This window comes from Actinomadura sp. CNU-125, assembly GCF_001942465.1.
In the GTDB taxonomy this organism is placed as follows: Bacteria; Actinomycetota; Actinomycetes; order Streptosporangiales; family Streptosporangiaceae; genus Spirillospora.
The window spans coordinates 43,320-61,362 of the sequence record NZ_MKJY01000177.1 but is presented as its reverse complement, the minus strand read 5'-3'; the positions used below and the strand labels follow the sequence as shown (position 1 = coordinate 61,362).

Genomic DNA, 18,043 nt, shown 5'->3' with positions numbered 1-18,043 from the left:
GCGCGCCCGGCTTCGGCGTCCTGCGCGGCCTCGATGACGAGGTCGCAGTCGGCGAGGCGTCCGCGGCGTCCGGACCTGCACGTCGGCGCGGGCGGCGAGCGCGGCGAGGGCGTCGGCGAGCGGGCCGGTGCCGAGGACGCCGACGACGGGCGCGGCGCCGCGGGCGCGTCCCGGCGGGTTCGGCGGCGGCGCCGTGGTCGTAGAAGCCGCGCCGGTCTTGCGGCCGAGCAGCCCGGCGGTGACGAGTTCGCGCAGCAGCGGCGACGGGGCGTGGCGGCGGTCGCGGGACTCGGCGTACACGGCTTCGAGCACTTCGAGGCAGGTGTCGAGGCCGATGAGGTCCATGAGCGTGAACGGGCCCATCGGCAGCCCGGCGCCCGCCTTCATCGCGGTGTCGATGTCGTCGCGGGTGGCGTGCCCGGATTCGAGCATCCCCGCCGCCTGGTTCAGGTAGCCGAACAGGAGGCGGTTGGCGACGAACCCGGCGCGGTCGCCGATCGTGACGGGCGTCTTGCCGAGGTCGGCGACGAGCGCCGCGACGCGTTCGACGGCCGCGGGCTCGGTCCGGACCGTCCGGATGACCTCGACCAGCTTCATGACCGGCGCGGGGTTGAAGAAGTGCACGCCGACGATCTTGTCGGGGCGTCCGGTGGTGACGGCGATGTCGGTGACCGACAGGGACGAGGTGTTGGTGGCGAGGACGGCGTCGGCGCGGCAGACGCGGTCGAGTTCGGCGAACACCTTGCGCTTGAGGTCGAGCCGTTCGGGGACGGCCTCGACGACGAGGTCGCAGTCGCCGAGGTCGGCGAAGTCGGTGGACAGGGTGATCCGGTCGAGGATCTCGCGCTGCCCGTCGGCGGTGAGCCGGCCGCGCTTGACGGCGCGTCCGGTCGAGGACTCCAGGTGCCCGCGCCCGCGCTCCAGCGCGTCCGCGTTGATCTCGATGCCGACGACCGCGAGGCCGCCGCGCGCCAGCACCTCGGCGATGCCCGCGCCCATGGTGCCCAGTCCGACGACCCCGACCTTGCTGAACGACCCGCTCGTCCCACTCGTCATGGTTCGCAGTCTGGCAGAACGCTCCGGTGGGGCCGATGCCGGGTACGACCGGGACGTGCGCTTCGGAATCTTCCTCCTCGCCGCCCGTTTCCCCGGGCAGGACGACGCCGCCGCCTTGGCCCGCACGGTGGAGGCGGCCGTCGCCGCCGAACGGGCCGGGTTCGACGACGTGTGGCTCGCCGAACACCATTTCATGTCGTACGGGGTCGTACCGTCCGCGACGGTCATGGCCGGGCATCTGCTGGGCGTGACCCGCCGCGTCCACGTGGGGACGGCCGTCAGCGTGCTGTCCACGCAGCATCCGGTCGCGCTGGCCGAGCAGGCGGCGATGCTGTCCCTGGTCTCGGACGGGCGGTTCCGCCTCGGCGTCGGACGCGGCGGGCCGTGGCGCGACCTCGAAGTGTTCGGCACCGGGCTCCCCCGCTACGAGCACGGCTTCGCCGAATCCGTCGACCTTCTCTTGGAGTGGCTCCGCTCCGACCGGGTGTCGTGGACGGGCGAGCAGTTCGACTTCCGCGAAGTGCCGGTCGTCCGCGCGCGCTTGCACCGCCTCCGGTCGCGGTGGCCTGCACGTCACGCGAGACCGAGCGGCTGGCGTCGTCCCGTGGTCTGCCGATGCTGCTGGGGATGCACGTCGACGACGAGGAGAAGGCCGCGGCGGTCGAACGGTACGGCGTCCCGGGCGTCCCGCACATCTCCACGCATCTCGCACAGGTCGCCGATTCGCGGGACGAAGCCGTCGACACACTCCTCGAACGGATGCCCCCGTGGCTCGGGCCCGGTCTGGACGGGTACGTCCCGGTGGACGATCGTCCGCGCCCGTCCCGCGACCCCGTCGGGTACACGCGCCGGATGTGCGACCTGCACCCGGTCGGTTCCCCGGACGACTGCGCGTCCGCGCTCGCCGCCACGGCGGAACGCACCGGCATCGAGCACTTCATCCTGCTCGTGGAGGCCGCCGGTTCCCGCCGCGCCACCCTCGACAACATCGCCCGCCTGGGCGCCGAGGTCCTCCCCCGCCTCCGCTGACGGCGCGGCCCCGCGCCCGGCGTCGGCCGGAGCGCGGGGCCGCCGTGTCGCGGGGGTCAGCAGTCGCGCAGTTCGGGCGACTGGTTGAGGATCTGCTCGCGGGCGGTGACGAACTTGTCGTAGGCCGCGTCGTTCCCGGTCGGGAACACCGCGACGCGGTGGCAGTTCTGGAAGGCGAGCTTCACGCCGAAGTAGCGCTCCAGGGTGCCGCGCATGGCGTCGCTGGCGAGGACGCGCAGGAGCTGCCCGCGCGCCTGCTCGTCCGGCGGCGGCGTCAGGTTGTCGGCGAAGTCGCCGCCGTCGACCTGCAGCCGCGCCACCAGGCCGCCGATCATCTCCCACGCGTACGGGAGCGACGTTCTGATGCATTCGACGAAGGCGGCGTCGTCGACCTCGCCGCGCTGGGCCGTCTCGAGGAGTTCCGGGGTCACGTCAAGGGACATTCTGGGGTCCTTCCGCAGACGGATGACACCGATCACCGGCGACGCTAATCACGCCTTCCGGCAAATTCCAGGCTTGACAGCCGCACTTACTTACGCGTCCCGGGGGGTCGCGGGGCGCGGGCGGCGGATCCGGCCGGGGACCGGCATCCGGTCCGCCCAGTACTCGCGGGCCCGGCGCGCCCTCCGTCCGGCGCGCGCGGCCTCGCCCTCGCTCCGCATGTCCCGCGCCCGCTCCCGCATGAGCGCGTACATGATGTCGTTGTGGTACACGACGTTCCTTCCGTCCGCCGGGCCGCGTGTCCGGCCCGACATCCAAAAGGTTCGTCCTAAGGCGCCCGCCCCCACATCGGCACGACTCCCTAGTTCCGGCGGACCGGACGCCTTAGCCGTGCGCCGCACGCCTCAGACCCGCGCCGGTTCGGATTCGGGTTCGGGTTCCCTCTCGGTGCCCTCCAGGTCGACGTGCGGGACGATCCGGTCGAGCGGCCGCGGGAACCACCAGGCGGCGCGGCCGAGCAGCGCCATGACGGCGGGGACGAGCGCCATCCGGACGACGAACGCGTCGACCGCGACGCCGACGGCGAGCGCGAACCCCATCGACTGGACGATCGGGTCGGGCGAGGCGACGAACCCGCCGAACACCGCGATCATGATGAGCGCGGCGGCCGTCACGACGCGGGCGCCGTCGGCGAAGCCCGAGACGACGGCCGTCCGGGCGTCCGCGCCCGCCGCGTGGACCTCGCGCATCCGCGACACGAGGAACACCTGGTAGTCCATCGCGAGCCCGAACAGCACGGCGATCAGCAGGATCGGCAGGAAGCTCGCGACCGGCCCGACCTTGTTGACCGGGACGGCGTCCGCGAGCCACCCCCACTGGTACACGGCGACGACGGCGCCGAGGGACGCCGCGACGCTGAGCAGGAACCCGGCGACGGCCTTGACCGGGACGAGCACCGACCGGAACGCGAGCGCGAGCAGCGCCAGCGAGATCACCGTGATCACCGCGAGGAAGGGCGGCAGCGCGTCCCGCAGCTTCTGCGAGACGTCGATGTTCGCGGCGGTCGTGCCGGTGACGGCGACGCCCGGTTCGGCGCGCATCGCCTCGACGAGGTCCGCGGTGGCCGCGGAGTCGGGGCCGTGCTCGGGGACGACGGTGACGGCGGTCGTCCGGCCGTCCGGCGAGGTGCCGGGCGGCAGGACGGCGGCGACGTCCGGCAGCGCGGACAGGTGCGCGACCGCCCGCTCCGCCGCGGCGGGGCCGCCGTCCACGACGGCGATCAGCGGACCGTTGAAGCCGGGCCCGAACCCCTCGGCGGTCAGGTCGGCGGCCTGGCGGGCGGTGGCGTCCTCCGGGTAGGACCCGGCGCCGGCAGGCCGAGCCGCAGGTCGAGGGCGGGCACCGCCATGATCCCGACGAGGGCGAGGCCGGCGAGCAGGACGGGCACGGGCCGCCGCACGACGAGCCGCGCCCAGCGCAGCGCCGAACCCCGCGGCCCCGTCCCGGGCGCCCCCGCGCAGCCCGGGGACGCGAACCGGGCGACGGCGCGGCCCGCGAAGCCGAGCAGCGCGGGCAGCAGGGTGAGCGCGGCGAGCACCGCGACGATCACCACACCGGCCGCCGACAGGCCCATGACCGTGAGGAACGGGACGTTCGCGACGGCGAGCCCGGCGAGCGCGACCACGACCGTGGCGCCCGCGAACACGACGGCGCCGCCCGCGGTGCCGGTCGCGCGCGCGGCGGCGTCCTCGGGGTCGAGCCCGGCGGCGAGGTACTGCCGGTGCCGCGACAGCACGAACAGCGCGTAGTCGATCCCGACGGCCAACCCGATCATGAGCGCGAGCACCGGCGCGGTCGAGATGATCTCCAGCGGGCCGGTCAGCGCGTACAGCCCGGCCATCCCGACGCCGACGCCCGCGAGCGCGCTGAGCAGCGGCAGCCCGGCGGCGACCAGCGACCCGAACGTGATCAGCAGCACGACGACCGCGACGCCGACGCCCACGATCTCGCCCGCCCCGCCGACCTCGACGTCCGGCATGAAGGCGTCCCCGCCGTACTCGGCCCGCAGCCCGGGGCCCGCCGCCGCCGCGTTCGCGCGTCCCGCACCGCCTCGCGCGGCGCCTCCCCCAGCGCGTCGTTGCGCCGGTCGAACACGACCTGGACGAGCGCGATGCGCCCGTCCGGCGAGACGGCCCTGGCCGCGAACGGGTCGACGGTCTCCGCGACGCCCGGCACCCCCGCGACCTCCCGCACGACCGACGGACGTCGCCCGCGCCGAGCCGTTCGCCGTGCGGCGCCGCGAGCACGATCCGTCCGGACGCGTTGGCGTACTCGGGCAGCGTCCCGGCGATGCGGTCGAGGGTCTCCTGCGCCTCGGTGCCGGGGACCCGGTACTCCTCGCCGACCGTCCCCGAGTACGCGGCGGCCGCGCCGCCGAGCGCGGCGAGCAGCGCCAGCCAGCACGCGAGCACCGCGACGCGCCGCCGGTAGGCGAGGCGTCCCAGCCGGTGCAGCAGGTTCGTCATGCGGTCGTCCCCCTCGAACGTCGAAGTCCCGCCGTCGACTGTACGTACGACTGAGTCGTTTGAACAAGTCGGTCGACAAGGTGAAGGCCGTCACGTCCCGCCGAACCTCGGTAACCTTGGGTGCCATGGCGCACGTCCCCGCCGCCGAGCGGCGTCCACAGCTCGTCGAGGCGGCCATCGACCTGATGGCGCGCAAGGGCGTCGAGGCCGGCAGCACCCGGGCCATCGCCGCCGAACTGGGCGTCGCGCAGGCGACCGTCCACTACACGTTCGGCACCAAGCGCGACCTGTACGGCGCGGTCGTCGAGCGGCTCGCCGGGGAGATGATCGACCGGGTCTGCGCCGCCGCGCCCGCCGAGGCCGCGCCCGGCGCGGAGGGCTTCGCGGCGTCCGTCCGGATCATGGCGCGGGCGCTGTGGGACACCTACGCCGAGCGCCCCGGACGGTTCCGCGTGTTCGACGAGCTGACCGCCATCGGCTCGCGCGATCCCGACATCCGCGAGAGCCTGCACGAGCACCAGCTCGCCATAGAGCGGACCGCCGCCGAGCTGGTCACCGGCCTGGCCGCCGAGACCGGCGTCGTCCTGGCCACCGACGCCGGGACGCTCGGCCGCCTCTTCCTGGGGGGCTTCGACGGCCTGGTCGCCCGGCACCTCGTCTGCGACGACGGCACGCACGGCGCCGACCTCGACCGGCTGATCTCCGCGATCGTCCACCTCGCCGTCCACGGCTGAACCGGACCCCGCACCCTCTTGACGGCATGCCGCGCGCGTCGTACTTTCCAAGTAGGTTAATTAACCGGAAGGAAAAATGAGCAGCGACACCGACCGGCTCAGCGCCACCTTCGCCGCGCTGGCGGACCCGACCAGGCGCGCCATCCTGGCGCGGCTGTCGCACGGCGAGGCCACCGTCGGCGAGCTGGCCGAACCGTTCGAGCTGAGCCTCCCGGCCGTCTCCAAGCACCTGCGGGTGCTGCAGCGGGCCGGGCTGGTGGAGCAGGGACGGCAGGCGCAGTGGCGCCCGTGCCGGCTGCGGCCGGAGCCGCTCCGCGAGGTCGCCGAGTGGATGGCGCAATACCGGCGGTTCCTCGGCGAAAGCTTCGACCGCCTGGACGACTACCTGCGGACTCTGCAGGAAGACCCAACGAATACGACACCACGGCAGCAGGACGAGGAGGACCGACCATGACACGACAAGAGCTGGGCGACGCGTCCACGAGCATCATCGCCGAGGGCGCCGACCTCACCATGGAGCGGGTGTTCGACGCGCCCCGCGAGCTGGTCTGGACGGCCATGACCACGGCCGAGCACGTCCACAACTGGTGGGGGCCGCACGGCAACTTCGCGAACGTCGAACTGATGGACGTCCGTCCCGGCGGGAAATGGCGGATCACGCCCGGCGGCGACGGCCGCGGCGTCGCCTTCGCGGGCGAGTTCCTTGAGGTCGCCGCACCGGAACGGCTCGTCCGGACGTCCGCGCCCGAGACGGGCGACGGCGGCGGGCCGCCCGCGATCGAGACGATCACGCTCGCCGACCTCGGCGGCCGCACCAAGATGACCTACCACGCGCGCTTCCCGTCCGAGGAGGTCATCGCCTTCGCGCTGGAGCAGGGCATGACGAAGGGCGTCCTCGAACAGTTCGACCGGCTCGCCGACCTGCTGCCGGCGCTCGCCTGACGCGGACGCGCGCGTCCCGATCGGCCGCCGGGGCACCGTCCGTCGCCGTTCGTGACGTCCGCGCCCGCCCGCCGCACTAAGGTTGGGCAGGTGCGTCTCGTCATCGCCCGCTGCAGCGTCGATTACGCCGGCAAGCTCACCGCCCATCTCCCGATGGCCCCCCGCCTGATCCTGATCAAGGCGGACGGCAGCGTGAGCATCCATGCCGACGACCGCGCCTACAAGCCGCTGAACTGGATGAACCCGCCGTGCTCCCTCCGCGAGGAGCCCTACACCGACAACGGCGCCGTCGCGCGCTGGACGGTCACGCACGGCAAGTCGGGCGAGCGGCTGATCCTCACGATCGAGGAGATCCTGCACGACGCGAGCACGAACTCGGGCTCGACCCGGGCCTGCAGAAGGACGGCGTCGAAGCCCACCTGCAGGAACTCCTCGCCGAGCACATCACCACCCTCGGCGACGGCTACACGCTCGTCCGGCGCGAGTTCCCCACCGCGATCGGCCCCGTCGACATCCTCTGCCGGGACGCCGACAGCGCCACGGTCGCCGTCGAGATCAAGCGGCGGGGCGAGATCGACGGCGTCGAGCAGCTCACCCGCTACCTCGAACTCCTCAACCGCGACCCGCACCTCGCGCCCGTCCGCGGGGTGTTCGCGGCGCAGGAGATCAAGCCGCAGGCGCGCGTCCTCGCCACCGACCGCGGCATCCACTGCGTCACCCTCGACTACGACGCCCTCCGCGGCATCGAACACGAGGGCACCCTCTTCTGACGGCCGCGTCCGCCCGGACACCGGAAAGACACCTTCGTTCGCCGGACTGTGCGCCCACGGGCGCGCGGTCGGACGGAGCGAGCGGATGACGGACCGGGTCGACCTGCGCGGCGCGCGGGTCACGGCGATGCCGTCCGGATCGAGCCGTGCGCCGCGTCCGGCGCACGGCTCGTCGCGTCCGGCCATCCCGGTGCGGTGCGGCTGTGGGAACCGGCCTGGAGGCCGGGCGCCCGACGGTGACCGGCCGATCCCGCCGGGGACCGGCCGGCGCGTCCGTCCGGGCGTCAGGAAACGGTGCGGGTGATCGTGATCGGCGAGGTGACCTTGAACTCGCCGGTAAAGGTGACGGTCTCGCCGTCGGCGTCCACACCACCCGGGCAGCCGGTCGAACCGTCCTCGTTGGCGGTTGTATACGGGAGGGCGGTCCCGGTGGTGTACTTCAGGATCTGGGTGTTGTTGTTATAGGTCGCATTGACGTCACCGAATGCGAACTTGCAGTTGTCACCGAAGACCGTGATGCCCCACGGGGAGTACAGGTCTCCTCTGAGAGTGGTCGTGCCCGTGGCGGCGTCGTAATCGGTGGCGACGTACCGGAGACGGCCGTTGCCCAACCCGGGGTAATACCCGACCATGGGGGCGACGCTCCCGTTGGGGCGTGTGCATTCGGTATCGATGGTCGTCTCCGCGTACCCCACGATCGCGGTCGTGCCGGTCCGGGGTCCGTCTGCCATCGGCCCCGATTGTGTGACCGCGGGACAGGTGACCAACGTTTCCCCCGCCTCGTTCTTGATGGTCATCGAACCCGTCGATTCGGCCAGGTAATAGCCGTTGGGGTCGGAGTTGACGACCGTCCAGGTGGTGGTGGCGGCGTGCGCGGGAAGCGCCGTCGCGCCGAGCGCCAGAGGCGCGGCGGCGGTCGCGGCGAGAGCGAGGATCCGAGAGGACAGACGCATGGGGGTGATCGACCTCCTTCTGCCCGCCGAGCGGGCGCCAGTGGAAGATCCACTGGGTGAGCAAGATCAACGTAACTCGAATCCCACGAAGATCAACGACCGCTTTCGGCCACACTTCGAGCGATTTCGAGGCAACCAATAACGGTTTAGTTCTTCCGCTGTCCTATTAACGGTCGGGCCGATACGCGCCGACCAGCCGCAACGGGGCCGCGCAAAGTTTCACCTCTCGTTCACGGGCGCTGCGCTGACAGCTAATGAACATTGGTGTACATATGGCTGGGTGAGGGCCCTCCTACGCACCCCCGGCGTCCGGACGAAGCTGCTGTTCACGCTCCTGGCCGCGCTGCTCTACCGGATCGGGCAGAACGTGCCGAGCCCCGGCGCGGACGTCGCGGCGCTCCGCGACGCCGCCGCCGCGGCCGTCCGCGACGACCCCGTCTACGGACTGCTCGACCTGCTCAGCGGCGGCGGGCTCCTGCACCTTTCGGTCCTCGGCCTCGGCGTGTTCCCGCACGTCGCCGCCGCCGTCACGACGGGCTTCCTCACCCCCGCGATCCCCCGGCTGCGCGCGCTCGCCGCCGAGTCCGGCGGCGCCGCGCGGATCGGACGGTACATCGACGTCCTCGCCGTCGGCCTGGGCGCCGCGATGGGGACGGCCGTCGCGATCGCCGCCCACGAACGCGGCGTCCTGACCGGCCCGGGGCCCGTCGCGGTCGCGGTGTCGATGACGACCGGGACGGCGATCACCGCGTGGCTGATCCGGCTGCTCTCCGCACGCGGCTTCGGCCACGGCGTCGCACTCCTGTTCTTCACGCAGGTCGCCGCCGTCTTCCCCGGCCTCCTGCGGGACGTCCGCGAGACCGACGGCACCGCGACGTTCGCCGCCGCGCTCGCGGCCGTCCTGCTCACGACGCTGTTCGCCGTCGCCGCGCTGATCACCCTCACGCAGGCCGAGCGGCGGGTGCAGATCCAGTACTCGCGCAGGATGATGGGCGCCCGCGCATACGGAGGGCACAAGGTCTACATTCCGGTCCCGCTCCATCGATCCGGGCTCCGCTCGGTGCTCACGGCGCTCGCGCTCCTGCACGTCCCGGCGGTCGCCGCACGCCTGTGGCCCGGGGGCGGACGGCCCGACGGCCTGTGGACCGCGCCCCTGCACGACGACGCACGGTTCCTCCTCGCGCTGTTCGCACTGGCCGCACTCGCGAACGCCGCATCGTCCGCGGGCGCCCTCGACGTCACCGGAACGACGAACCGGCTCGCGCGCGAGGGCGCCTTCGTCCCCGGGATCCGGCCCGGCCGTCCGACGGCCGAATACCTGTCGTACGTCCGGTCGCGCGTCACGTTCGGAACGCCGATCGTCCTCGGTGTGCTCGCCGTCCTGCCGACCGCCGCGCTCGTCCTCGCAGGGGTCGACATGCCGCACCTGGGGACGTGCTTGCTGATCCTCCTCGGAGCCGCACTGGGCCCGGTCACCCGAACGGTGAAACAGGCCGTATTCGAACAGAAACTGCACGAGTACGCGCCGTACCTGCCGACGGGGCCCGCACGTTAACGCGTCCCGTCCATTCGTCGAACGATTTCCGCTCCGGTACCGATGCATGAGCCATTCCGCGAGACTTCCCCCCAGCGATTTCACCCCCCGGAGAGGTAACCCAATGCGCGCGATCGCCGCACTTGTGCCCGTCCTCGCACTGACGGCCGCCTGTCAGAGCGGGCCGGACAACGCGCTCTGGCAGATCCAGCCCGGCATGACGGTCTACATCGACGGCTGGGACCAGGACGGCGACGTCGGCGACCGCGCACTCGTCGAACAGAAAACCTCGAAAATGTGGGTCGTCCCACGGGACGCACCGTTCACGTACTCCCCGAGAAACGGCTTCACCGTCGAAGTGAAACTCGACGCCGCCCGCGGATTCGCCGTCACCGACCTGGGCGGCGTACCGGTAGGCCGCGACCACGACCACTGCCTGGAGAGCGGCGAGACCTACGCGTCCATGGACGTCCCGGCGAACACCCTCATATGGGAACCCGACATCAACGAAGGCATGAGCAACGACGACTGCGTCCTCGGCCCCGAACGCGACTGATCGCCCGACCGAACGGGCGCCCGCGAGGGCACGGAACCGCGGCCCGCCGCGCCCTATGCCGCCGCCTGACCGGTCACGGGCGCGGACCGAGGTCGCGGATGGTCCGGGCGAGGGCGCGGACGGCGTCGTTCTCGGCTTCGCGGCGCCAGACGAGGGCGTACGACAGGGGCGGCGTATCCGGCAGGGGCAGCCACCGGATGTGCGGCATGGACCAGTACTTCGTGACGTGGGCGGGAAAGCCGTGGACGATCTCGCCCGTGCTGACCAGGTGAATGATGTCTCGCCGTTGGCGACGACCTGGCTGCGCTCGATGGGGCGGCCCCGCGGGGTCTGGAACGGCAGGTAGCGGTCCTCCCAGTAGTCCGGCATGGCGGGGGCGGTGGCGTGCCGGCGTCCGGCGAGCGCCTCCAGCGGCACCGACGAGCGCGCGGCCAGTTCGTCCTCGGCGGACACCGCGAGCAGCCGCGCATCGGTGAACAGGACCGGGCCCACAGCCAAGTCGGGCTCCTCCACCGGCAGCCACACGATCAGGGCGTCCAGCTCACCGGCGCGGAGCCGCGCGAACGGGTCGGTGAACGGGGCGCGGCGAATCTGCAGCCGCCACTGCGGGTGCCGGGAGCGGAAGGTGTCCCAGAAGGGATGGAGGTCGGCGGTGTTGAACGGCAGCATGCCGACGCGCAGGACGTCGGTGACGCCCCGGGCGGCCAGCCGTGCGCGCTCCAGGCTTTCGTGCAGGCCCGCGTATACGGGCCGGAGGTCGTCGCGGAGCCGGCGGCCCAGCGCGGTCAGGCGGATCTGGCGGCGGTTGGAGCGGTCGAACAGCATCCCGCCCAGGTGGCGCTCCTGCTGCCGGATCGCCTGGCTGACCCGCGCCTGGGACACGTGCAGGCGCGCGGCGGTGCGGCCGAAGTGCAGCTCCTCGGCCAGGGTCAGGAAGATCTCGATGTCACGCAGCTCCACCGGCGTCCCTCTCGGGTCATAACCCGCGCGTTATCAGCACGTGCCCGAAGTTTACGTTGATCGTCTCCTGCGCCCCGACGAAGCTTGGTGATGCCGCCGGCGGCCCTTCAACGCGCCCCCTTCGGGGCCGCATCACCCTGCGAGAGGAACCGACCATGCAAGCACGCATGACCAATCCCGCTTTCGTCCTGTCCGACGGCGTGAAGGGCATCGGCACCATCTTCAAGGCGGTGAACCAGGGCGGCATCTCCCACGAACTGCAGGAGATCGTCGGCCTGCGCGCCAGCCAGATCAACGGCTGCTCGGCGTGCGTGCACGCCCACAACACCAACCTGCTCAAGGCCGGGGAGACCACCGAGCGGATCGCCGCGGTCTCCGCGTGGCGCGAGGCGCCGTTCTTCACCGACGCCGAGCGGGCCGCGCTCGATCTGACCGAGGCGGTCACCCGGCTGGCCGACCGTTCCGGGGACGCCGTGGACGACGAACTGTGGGACCGAGTCGCCGACCACTTCGACGAGAAGCAGATCGCCGCGCTGATCCTGCTGATCGGCGTGACGAACATGTTCAACCGCCTCAACGCGTCCATCAAGGAGCCCGCCGGCGCCTCCTGGAGCTGACACGGGGCGGCACCGGCCCGATACCGCACGGGCCGGTGCCGCTCCCCCTGGCCCAGACCAACGAACCCGGCGTCACCCTGGACGACACGACCCCTTCACGGACGAGCGCGGCGCCCACCGACTCGCCCGGCTCCGCATGACCGCCGCGCAGGAACCACCAGTCCGTCCCGCGCGCCCGCGCCAACTCTCGATGCCCGCCCCGACCGCGCCATCCCCGGCCTTAGATCACAGTGGCCTACCGCTTGAGTTCGTCCAGCAACACCCGGAACGCGGCGGGAGCAAGCACGAGATGCCCGCCCTCCGGCGCCCGGCTGTCACGAACCCCGCCCCCGGAAGGCAGAGCCGCGACTTCCACACACTGTCCCGACGTTCCCTCAGCCGATCGACTGGACTTCCGCCACCGAGTCATTTCCACTGCTCGACCAACTTACGGAAGCAGGCAGGGCTGAGGGTCAGGTGCCCGACGTCCGGCGCCTTGCTGTCACGCAGGCCCACACCGCCGGGGAGCGCCGCCAACTCCACGCACGCGTCACCCTGCGACCCGCTCCGGCTGGACTTCCGCCATCGGGTCATTTGCACTGCCCGATCAATCTGCGGAAGGCCGCAGGGGTGAGGACCAGGCGACCGCCGTCAGGGTCCTTGCTGTCACGCAGGCCCACACCGCCGGGAAGCGCCGCCAACTCCACACACGCGTCGCCCTGAGAGTCGCTCCGACTAGATTTCCGCCACTTGATCAGCTCCATCGGGTGGTCACCTTCCGAATGAACTCGACGGACTCGCTCGGACTCAACGCGTGCGCCTGGATGAACGAAAACGCGCTGACGACATACAAGATATCGGCGGGATCACTGGTGGTCACCCCACCCCGAGCATTGGCCATGTAGACCAACTCCTCTCCCGTTGGCTGAGTCGCCAGGTTGAATGAACCGGCCAGTCCCCAGTAACGCCCGGTCGGTGCGATCTGGAGCACGATGTTCTCCATCTGGGCGACTTCGATGAGACGCTCGCACTGCTCTCGCATGACGGCGGGCCCGCCCACCTCGGTGAAGAGGATGCCTTCACTGAGCACGACACTGACCTTGGGTGGATGCTGCCGCTTCAGGATGGCCTGACGCTTGAGTCGAGATTCGACGGCCTGTTCTGTGTCGAGCAGTGCGCGCATGTAAGCCTCGGTCTGGAACAAGCCGTAAACGGCTGTGAGTTCGAACGCGCGCAGGAGCACGGCGGTGGCCTCGGCCTTGGGGTAGTCGACGAAGAACTTGGGGTACGCCGCCGAGCTCAGGAGGTCGGTCCAGGCGTCCACCAGGGTCGGCGCGCACTTCATGGCCTCGTCCAGCCGCTCCGCGAAGTCCTGGCGGCATCGGGTCGTGCCGAGTTCGACCTGCGCGATGTACGAACGGGTGACGGCGGCCAGTTTGGCCAGCTCGACTCGGGAGAGCTCGCGCTCCTTGCGCAGCCGGGCGACCTCCGCGCCGAAGCCGAGCGTCTGGGGGGTGGGCTTCCTCGTGGCCATGGTGAACCTCCGAACGGACAGCGGATGACACCGCTACTTCTGTGAGCCGTCGCTTTCCTGGTGACGCTACGCACCGAAGTGAATCCTGTGCGTGGAGTCACAAAAATTCGGAGGTGACGGTTTTATGTCCGAACCGGCAACCCGCGTGATCAAGGCGGATCCCGGGGCGATCAAGGAGGCGCGCGACTTCGTCGCGGTGACGTTCGGTGCGTGGCGGCTTGCGGACGACGTCGCGCGGACGGTGATCAGCGAGCTGGCCACGAACGCGGTCCGGCACGGGTCGCGGGCGGGCGACCCCGTGGTCGTCCGCGCCTACCGGCGGGACGACGGGGCGGCCGTGGTGGAGGCGTGGGACGTGTCGGACGCGCTGCCGATCGTCCGCCCGGTGAACTTCGCGGCCGAGTCGGGGCGCGGGCTCCTGCTGATCGAGGCGCTCGTGCGCCGGTGGGGCACCCGTCCGCTGAGCGAGGGCGGAAAAGTCGTGTGGGCCGAGATCGAGCCGGTGCCCGCGTGAACGACGGGGTACTGCTGCTCTTCCTTCGGAAACTGTTCCCCGAATGGGCGATCACGCGGGATCGGGACGACGTGTGGCGCGCGACCGGTCGCGTCCACATCTCGGCGTCGTCCAGCGATGGTCTGCTGGAGATGCTCGCGGTGGCGGAACCCGGTGCCGCGGAGCGCGTGGCGAGGTTCTTCGGCTCCTGCAGCGAGGACGCCGAGTTCAAGGCCTCTTGACCGCGCTCCACGGCACGATCCCGGCGGCGAAGGTCGCTTTGTCGAGCAGTTCCGCAGTGACGCGGACTCCCGTCAGCCGCTCGGCCAGGGCGAACGCGGCCTCGGTGTGCAGGGAGGGTTCACGATCGTCCCAGCCTCGCAGTTCGAAGCCCACCTCCGCCATCGACTCCACAAGCCCGTCAGGCGCGGAACCGGCTCGGTGGATGGGGAGCATCGGCTCGAAACTTGTCCGGAGTTCGCCGTCCTCGTACCAGCAGAACCGGTCGTCCGCGTTGACGTTGCGGAAGTGGGAGACCAGACGAGTGCCGCGCGCCAGCGGCGCCACAAGGTGGTCCCTGACTCCCAGGGCGCCGTGAACCTCTAGGCCGAGAACCCACTCGCCTTGGTCCCCCGGAACACTGGCGGCCCCGATCAGGTACCGGCGGCCGCCGGAGCGGTTCCGCCGGTACTCGGCGAAGACTTCCGTGCTCCGCTCTTCCAGCGCCGCGTAGCCGGAGAGCTCTCCAAGCGGCTCGGCCTGCATATCTCGCAGGAATTGCTGCACGGTGATTCCTCTGACCAGGACCGCGCAGTACCCCTCAAGCAGTTCCCGGTACTCGCTGATCCACCGATAGTCCGTCGCGGTAGGCGCCATGATGATCACCGTGTCAGAAGCGCGGGCGGCGGGTGGCGTATTACCGCGTAAGCGACGGGTTGTGGCCTGGTGCGGTCAGAGGCGGCCGAGGGCTTCGGCGAGGGCGGTCGCGGTGTGTTCGATGGCCTCGTTGTCGTTGGGTGTGTCGTCGGTGGTGCGGTTGGTGAGGACGGAGAGGATCATCGGCGCGTTCGTCCCGGGCGACCAGACGATCGCGATGTCGCCCGCGGTGCCGTGGTTCTTCGCGCCGCCGGTACCGGTCTTGTCGCCGACCGTCCAGTCCTCGGGGAGTCCGGCGCGGATGCGGGCGGCTCCGGTGAGGCTGGCCTTCAGCCAGCCGACCAGCCGCGCCCGGTCGTCCGGGTGCAGCGTCTTGCCGGTGGTGAGTTCGGTGAAGGTCCGGGCGGACGCCGCCGGGGTGGTGGTGTCGCGGACCTCGCCGGGCTCCCACTCGGTCAGGTACGGCTCGGGACGGTCGAGGCGGCTGACCCGGTCGCCGGTGGAGCGGAAGAACTTCGTCAGGCCGGACGGTCCGCCGATCTGCGTCAGGAGCGTGTTGCCCGCGAAGCCGTCGGACTTCGTGATCCCGGCGCGGCACAGCTGGGCGGGCGTCATGCCGGTGTCGGTGTACTCGGTGGTCTCCGGGGAGTTCTCGGTCAGCCCGGCCATGTCCTCCGGCGTCCAGCGGATCACCTTGTCCATGAGCCCGGGGCTGCCGGTGCGTGCTTTGTGCAGCACCGCGGAGCACGCGAACACCTTGAACATCGAATTGAACGGGAAGCGTTCATCGGGCCGGTAGCCGACGGTTTTGCCGGTCCCCAGGTCGATGCCCACCGCGCCGATGCGCGTCTTGTGCGCCTTCTCCAGTTCCCGCAGCTTCTTGTTCAGTTCCGCATTCGGGGCGATGGCGGTGTCGGCGACGGGCGTCACGGCACGGGGGTCGTCGGTGGCGGGATCCGTGGCGCAGGCCGCGCCGCCGAGGAGCGCGCAGGTCGTCAATGCCGCTACGCCCGAGCGCGGCCGGAGAAATCGGGTCATGCAGAGTAGAAGATCATCGGCCGTTCGGTGATGTCCAACACCGGTGTTCGGCGACGATCGGAAGCCCGTCACCCGGCGGGGGCGGTCAGGCGGGTTCGGGCGATCTTGCGGAAGTCGGCGACGAGGCGGTTGCGGTCGTCGGCGCGGACGGCGAGGACCACGTGGCTCGGGTCGATGCCCTCGATGGGGATCGTGGTGAGGTCGGGACGGACGGCGTGGGGGTGCGGGCGCGCGGTGATCGCGACGGCTTCGCCCGCGGCGACGAGCTCGAACTTGTCTTCGAGGGCCTCGATGACCGGGCCGTCCGCGGCGGCGCCCGTCGGGGCGCGGGTCGACGCGCCAGAACGCCTCCCAGGCCGGGTCGGAATCGGGCACCCGGGGGATGGGCTCGTCGGCGATGTCGTCGAGGGTGATCGACTCCTTGCCGGCCAGCCGGTGGTCGAGCGGGACGACGAGGACGCGCGGCTCGTCGTAGAGGACGGTGACGTGCAGGCCGTCGGTCGGGAAGGGGAGGCGGGTCACGACCGCGTCCACGCGGTGGTCGAGCAGGACGGCGCGGGGTTCGTCCCAGCCGGTGTGGACGGTGCGGACGTCGGCGTCCGGGTGCCTGCGGCGCAGTTCGCGGACGGCCGGGGTGACGATGACGTTGGTGTACCCGACGGTGATCCGGCTGGGTTCGGCGGCGGCGCGGGTCTGGGCGGCGGCCTGCGCGGCCGAGCGCAGCAGCGCCCTGGCGCTGGGCAGGAACACCTCGCCCGCCTCGGTGAGCCGGGTGCCCCGGGGCGTGCGGTCGAACAGGCGGGCGCCGAGCTGCCGTTCGAGGCCGCGGACCTGGCGGCTCAGGGACGGCTGCGTGATGTGCAGCGCCTCGGCGGCGCGGCCGAAGTGCCGGTGTTCGGCGACGGCGGTGAAGTAGCGGACGAGCCGCAGGTCCAGATCGGCGGCCGTGTCGGGCATATGCCCATTCTACCTGCGGTGATGCCCGGACCGTATTGCGCGTTGCGGAACAAGCTTTGGACGCGTGCGCCCTTCCCTCCCGACGATGGACGTACCGGACGGCGCGCGATGCCGTACCGGTTCTGCATCCGAGGGAGTTCATTGTGCGGTATTTCGTTACCGGTGCGTCCGGGTTCATCGGTTCGGCCCTGGTCCGCGAGCTGATCGGCGCCGGGCACCGGGTCGTGGGGCTGGCCCGGTCGGACGCCGCCGCCGCGTCGCTCGCGGCGGCCGGCGCCGAGGTGCACCGCGGTTCGCTGGACGATCTCGGCGGTCTCGCCGTCGCGGCGAAGGCCGCCGACGGCGTCGCCCATCTTGCGTACAACCACGACTTCACGGACATGACGGCGGCGGGGGCGGCCGATCTGCGGGCGGTCGAGGCGATCGGCGGGGCGCTCGAAGGCTCCGGGAAGCCGTTCGTGGTCACGTCCGGGACGCTGCTGGTGGCGTCCGGACGCGTCGCGACCGAGGAGGACGCGGTCGACCTCGAAGGGTTCGGCGCGGCGCGGGGACGGTCGGAGGTGGCGGCGATCGAGCTGGCGGGACGCGGCGTGCGTTCGTCGGTGCTGCGGCTGCCGCCGTCGGTGCACGGTCGCGGCGACCGCGGGTTCGTCCCGACGCTGATCGGCGTCGCCCGCGAGAAGGGCGTGGCGGCCTTCGTCGGGGACGGCTCGAACCGCTGGCCGTCCGTGCACCGCCGGGACGCGGCGCGGCTGTTCCGGCTGGCGCTGGAGGGCGCGCCCGCGGCGTCCGGCTGCACGGAGTCGCGGACGGCGGGGTGCCGATGCGGGAGATCGCGGGCGTCATCGGCCGCCACGTGGGCGTCCCGGTGGCCGGGGTCGCCCCCGAGGAGGCGGCCGCCCACTTCGGCTGGATCGGCCCGATCGCGTCGATCGACAATCCGGCGTCGGCCGAGCCGACGCGGAAGCGGCTGGGCTGGGAGCCGGAGCAGCCGGGTCTGATCGCCGACCTGGACGAAGGCCACTACTTCGGTTCTTGATGGTCCGCGC

General features: G+C 71.6%; 25 protein-coding genes and 3 pseudogenes. 13 read left to right on the top strand and 15 right to left on the bottom strand.

The window, feature by feature from the left end:
* A partial coding sequence (locus BJF79_RS21265) for a 3-hydroxyacyl-CoA dehydrogenase family protein (RefSeq protein ID WP_262402356.1) occupies positions 1 to 999 on the bottom strand: 999 nt, incomplete at its 3' end.
* Between BJF79_RS21265 and BJF79_RS60935 the strand changes: the two are divergent.
* A pseudogene (locus BJF79_RS60935) lies at positions 944 to 1,525 on the top strand (LLM class flavin-dependent oxidoreductase); the annotation flags it as partial. The gene BJF79_RS21265 and the pseudogene BJF79_RS60935 overlap by 56 nt on opposite strands.
* A gap of 146 nt (positions 1,526 to 1,671) precedes the next feature.
* Entirely contained in the window at positions 1,672 to 2,085 is a 414-nt protein-coding gene (locus BJF79_RS60930) for a hypothetical protein (protein WP_262402358.1), read from the top strand.
* A gap of 56 nt (positions 2,086 to 2,141) precedes the next feature.
* Here BJF79_RS60930 and BJF79_RS21255 read toward each other — a convergent pair whose 3' ends face one another.
* The 5 genes from BJF79_RS21255 to BJF79_RS60915 form a co-directional block, all read right to left on the bottom strand.
* A complete protein-coding gene (locus tag BJF79_RS21255) occupies positions 2,142 to 2,528 on the bottom strand; it encodes an SCO5389 family protein (protein ID WP_075899864.1) in 387 nt (128 codons plus the stop codon).
* A 90-nt stretch (positions 2,529 to 2,618) separates the two neighbouring features.
* Positions 2,619 to 2,798, bottom strand: a complete 180-nt coding sequence (locus BJF79_RS21250; RefSeq protein ID WP_143220068.1) for a hypothetical protein — start codon at positions 2,796 to 2,798, stop codon at positions 2,619 to 2,621.
* Positions 2,799 to 2,930: 132 nt separating this feature from the next.
* Positions 2,931 to 3,797, bottom strand: coding sequence for an MMPL family transporter (locus BJF79_RS60925; protein ID WP_262402354.1), 867 nt, complete (start codon positions 3,795 to 3,797; stop codon positions 2,931 to 2,933).
* A gap of 47 nt (positions 3,798 to 3,844) precedes the next feature.
* A complete protein-coding gene (locus BJF79_RS60920; protein WP_262402353.1) occupies positions 3,845 to 4,564 on the bottom strand; it encodes an MMPL family transporter in 720 nt (239 codons plus the stop codon).
* Entirely contained in the window at positions 4,495 to 4,779 is a 285-nt protein-coding gene (locus BJF79_RS60915) for a hypothetical protein (RefSeq protein WP_262402352.1), read from the bottom strand. The genes BJF79_RS60920 and BJF79_RS60915 overlap by 70 nt, the downstream gene beginning before the upstream one ends.
* 35 nt (positions 4,780 to 4,814) lie before the next feature.
* On the opposite strand from BJF79_RS60915, the gene BJF79_RS60910 reads away from it, so the two are divergent.
* From BJF79_RS60910 to nucS, 5 genes and pseudogenes are all read left to right on the top strand, one after another.
* Entirely contained in the window at positions 4,815 to 5,105 is a 291-nt protein-coding gene (locus tag BJF79_RS60910; protein WP_262402351.1) for a hypothetical protein, read from the top strand.
* Positions 5,106 to 5,110: 5 nt separating this feature from the next.
* Complete coding sequence (locus BJF79_RS21240; protein ID WP_262402350.1) at positions 5,111 to 5,785, top strand: TetR/AcrR family transcriptional regulator; 675 nt, start codon at positions 5,111 to 5,113, stop codon at positions 5,783 to 5,785.
* A gap of 76 nt (positions 5,786 to 5,861) precedes the next feature.
* A complete protein-coding gene (locus BJF79_RS21235; protein WP_075899858.1) occupies positions 5,862 to 6,239 on the top strand; it encodes an ArsR/SmtB family transcription factor in 378 nt (125 codons plus the stop codon).
* Positions 6,236 to 6,727: an SRPBCC domain-containing protein gene (locus tag BJF79_RS21230; protein WP_075899856.1), complete on the top strand. Its 492-nt coding sequence runs from the start codon at positions 6,236 to 6,238 to the stop codon at positions 6,725 to 6,727. The genes BJF79_RS21235 and BJF79_RS21230 overlap by 4 nt, the downstream gene beginning before the upstream one ends.
* A gap of 90 nt (positions 6,728 to 6,817) precedes the next feature.
* A pseudogene (nucS, locus tag BJF79_RS21225) lies at positions 6,818 to 7,497 on the top strand (endonuclease NucS).
* A 284-nt stretch (positions 7,498 to 7,781) separates the two neighbouring features.
* Here nucS and BJF79_RS21220 read toward each other — a convergent pair.
* Entirely contained in the window at positions 7,782 to 8,450 is a 669-nt protein-coding gene (locus BJF79_RS21220) for a hypothetical protein (RefSeq protein ID WP_075899854.1), read from the bottom strand.
* 280 nt (positions 8,451 to 8,730) lie between these two features.
* On the opposite strand from BJF79_RS21220, the gene BJF79_RS21215 reads away from it, so the two are divergent.
* Both BJF79_RS21215 and BJF79_RS21210 read left to right on the top strand, forming a co-directional pair.
* Positions 8,731 to 10,005 carry a SecY family transport protein gene (locus BJF79_RS21215; protein WP_075899852.1) on the top strand — a complete coding sequence of 425 codons (1,275 nt, stop codon included), beginning with the start codon at positions 8,731 to 8,733 and terminating at the stop codon, positions 10,003 to 10,005.
* 103 nt (positions 10,006 to 10,108) lie between these two features.
* The gene (locus BJF79_RS21210) at positions 10,109 to 10,540 is read left to right on the top strand and encodes a hypothetical protein (protein ID WP_075899850.1); all 432 of its coding nucleotides are present in this window, start codon (positions 10,109 to 10,111) and stop codon (positions 10,538 to 10,540) included.
* 73 nt (positions 10,541 to 10,613) lie between these two features.
* Here BJF79_RS21210 and BJF79_RS60905 read toward each other — a convergent pair whose 3' ends face one another.
* On the bottom strand, positions 10,614 to 10,748 hold the full coding sequence (locus tag BJF79_RS60905) for a hypothetical protein (protein WP_262402357.1): 135 nt from the start codon (positions 10,746 to 10,748) through the stop codon (positions 10,614 to 10,616).
* 128 nt (positions 10,749 to 10,876) lie between these two features.
* Positions 10,877 to 11,500 (bottom strand): annotated as a pseudogene (locus tag BJF79_RS60900) (LysR family transcriptional regulator); the annotation flags it as partial.
* Positions 11,501 to 11,667: 167 nt separating this feature from the next.
* On the opposite strand from BJF79_RS60900, the gene BJF79_RS21200 reads away from it, so the two are divergent.
* Positions 11,668 to 12,117 (top strand): carboxymuconolactone decarboxylase family protein, encoded by a 450-nt coding sequence (locus tag BJF79_RS21200; protein ID WP_262402349.1) that lies wholly within the window; start codon positions 11,668 to 11,670, stop codon positions 12,115 to 12,117.
* A 235-nt stretch (positions 12,118 to 12,352) separates the two neighbouring features.
* On the opposite strand, the gene BJF79_RS21195 is transcribed toward BJF79_RS21200, so the two are convergent.
* The 4 genes from BJF79_RS21195 to BJF79_RS21180 are packed head-to-tail and all read right to left on the bottom strand — an operon-like array spanning position 12,353 to position 13,630.
* Positions 12,353 to 12,526 carry a DUF397 domain-containing protein gene (locus BJF79_RS21195; protein ID WP_075899846.1) on the bottom strand — a complete coding sequence of 58 codons (174 nt, stop codon included), beginning with the start codon at positions 12,524 to 12,526 and terminating at the stop codon, positions 12,353 to 12,355.
* Entirely contained in the window at positions 12,523 to 12,690 is a 168-nt protein-coding gene (locus BJF79_RS21190; protein WP_075899844.1) for a DUF397 domain-containing protein, read from the bottom strand. Before BJF79_RS21190 ends, BJF79_RS21195 begins: the two co-directional genes overlap by 4 nt.
* Positions 12,687 to 12,860 carry a DUF397 domain-containing protein gene (locus tag BJF79_RS21185; RefSeq protein ID WP_075899842.1) on the bottom strand — a complete coding sequence of 58 codons (174 nt, stop codon included), beginning with the start codon at positions 12,858 to 12,860 and terminating at the stop codon, positions 12,687 to 12,689. Before BJF79_RS21185 ends, BJF79_RS21190 begins: the two co-directional genes overlap by 4 nt.
* A complete protein-coding gene (locus BJF79_RS21180; protein WP_075899840.1) occupies positions 12,851 to 13,630 on the bottom strand; it encodes a helix-turn-helix domain-containing protein in 780 nt (259 codons plus the stop codon). The genes BJF79_RS21185 and BJF79_RS21180 overlap by 10 nt, the downstream gene beginning before the upstream one ends.
* Positions 13,631 to 13,754: 124 nt before the next feature.
* Here BJF79_RS21180 and BJF79_RS21175 point away from each other — a divergent pair, with 124 nt between their 5' ends.
* Positions 13,755 to 14,144, top strand: coding sequence for an ATP-binding protein (locus BJF79_RS21175; protein ID WP_075899838.1), 390 nt, complete (start codon positions 13,755 to 13,757; stop codon positions 14,142 to 14,144).
* Positions 14,141 to 14,365 carry a hypothetical protein gene (locus BJF79_RS21170; protein WP_075899836.1) on the top strand — a complete coding sequence of 75 codons (225 nt, stop codon included), beginning with the start codon at positions 14,141 to 14,143 and terminating at the stop codon, positions 14,363 to 14,365. The genes BJF79_RS21175 and BJF79_RS21170 overlap by 4 nt, the downstream gene beginning before the upstream one ends.
* Here BJF79_RS21170 and BJF79_RS21165 read toward each other — a convergent pair.
* Positions 14,352 to 14,999: a DUF6461 domain-containing protein gene (locus tag BJF79_RS21165; RefSeq protein ID WP_262402355.1), complete on the bottom strand. Its 648-nt coding sequence runs from the start codon at positions 14,997 to 14,999 to the stop codon at positions 14,352 to 14,354. The genes BJF79_RS21170 and BJF79_RS21165 overlap by 14 nt on opposite strands.
* A gap of 75 nt (positions 15,000 to 15,074) precedes the next feature.
* Entirely contained in the window at positions 15,075 to 16,994 is a 1,920-nt protein-coding gene (bla, locus tag BJF79_RS60895) for a class A beta-lactamase (protein WP_262402348.1), read from the bottom strand.
* A 143-nt stretch (positions 16,995 to 17,137) separates the two neighbouring features.
* Between bla and BJF79_RS21150 the strand changes: the two genes are divergently transcribed.
* Positions 17,138 to 17,995 (top strand): NAD-dependent epimerase/dehydratase family protein, encoded by an 858-nt coding sequence (locus tag BJF79_RS21150; protein ID WP_262402347.1) that lies wholly within the window; start codon positions 17,138 to 17,140, stop codon positions 17,993 to 17,995.
* Positions 17,996 to 18,043 lie beyond the last annotated feature (48 nt).

What these genes read in the sequence shown, in the direction of transcription:
- BJF79_RS21175 (WP_075899838.1), top strand. Translation starts at nt 13,755, where the DNA reads ATGTCCGAACCGGCAACCCGCGTGATCAAGGCGGATCCCGGGGCGATC.
- BJF79_RS21220 (WP_075899854.1), bottom strand. Translation starts at nt 8,450, where the DNA reads ATGCGTCTGTCCTCTCGGATCCTCGCTCTCGCCGCGACCGCCGCCGCG.
- BJF79_RS21235 (WP_075899858.1), top strand. Translation starts at nt 5,862, where the DNA reads ATGAGCAGCGACACCGACCGGCTCAGCGCCACCTTCGCCGCGCTGGCG.
- BJF79_RS21190 (WP_075899844.1), bottom strand. Translation starts at nt 12,690, where the DNA reads ATGACCCGATGGCGGAAGTCCAGCCGGAGCGGGTCGCAGGGTGACGCG.
- BJF79_RS21255 (WP_075899864.1), bottom strand. Translation starts at nt 2,528, where the DNA reads ATGTCCCTTGACGTGACCCCGGAACTCCTCGAGACGGCCCAGCGCGGC.
- BJF79_RS60905 (WP_262402357.1), bottom strand. Translation starts at nt 10,748, where the DNA reads ATGCCGCACATCCGGTGGCTGCCCCTGCCGGATACGCCGCCCCTGTCG.
- BJF79_RS21165 (WP_262402355.1), bottom strand. Translation starts at nt 14,999, where the DNA reads ATGGCGCCTACCGCGACGGACTATCGGTGGATCAGCGAGTACCGGGAA.
- BJF79_RS21200 (WP_262402349.1), top strand. Translation starts at nt 11,668, where the DNA reads ATGACCAATCCCGCTTTCGTCCTGTCCGACGGCGTGAAGGGCATCGGC.
- BJF79_RS21230 (WP_075899856.1), top strand. Translation starts at nt 6,236, where the DNA reads ATGACACGACAAGAGCTGGGCGACGCGTCCACGAGCATCATCGCCGAG.
- BJF79_RS21210 (WP_075899850.1), top strand. Translation starts at nt 10,109, where the DNA reads ATGCGCGCGATCGCCGCACTTGTGCCCGTCCTCGCACTGACGGCCGCC.
- BJF79_RS21180 (WP_075899840.1), bottom strand. Translation starts at nt 13,630, where the DNA reads ATGGCCACGAGGAAGCCCACCCCCCAGACGCTCGGCTTCGGCGCGGAG.
- BJF79_RS60920 (WP_262402353.1), bottom strand. Translation starts at nt 4,564, where the DNA reads ATGCCGGACGTCGAGGTCGGCGGGGCGGGCGAGATCGTGGGCGTCGGC.
- BJF79_RS21195 (WP_075899846.1), bottom strand. Translation starts at nt 12,526, where the DNA reads ATGACTCGGTGGCGGAAGTCCAGTCGATCGGCTGAGGGAACGTCGGGA.
- BJF79_RS60930 (WP_262402358.1), top strand. Translation starts at nt 1,672, where the DNA reads ATGCTGCTGGGGATGCACGTCGACGACGAGGAGAAGGCCGCGGCGGTC.
- BJF79_RS21185 (WP_075899842.1), bottom strand. Translation starts at nt 12,860, where the DNA reads ATGGAGCTGATCAAGTGGCGGAAATCTAGTCGGAGCGACTCTCAGGGC.
- bla (WP_262402348.1), bottom strand. Translation starts at nt 16,994, where the DNA reads ATGCCCGACACGGCCGCCGATCTGGACCTGCGGCTCGTCCGCTACTTC.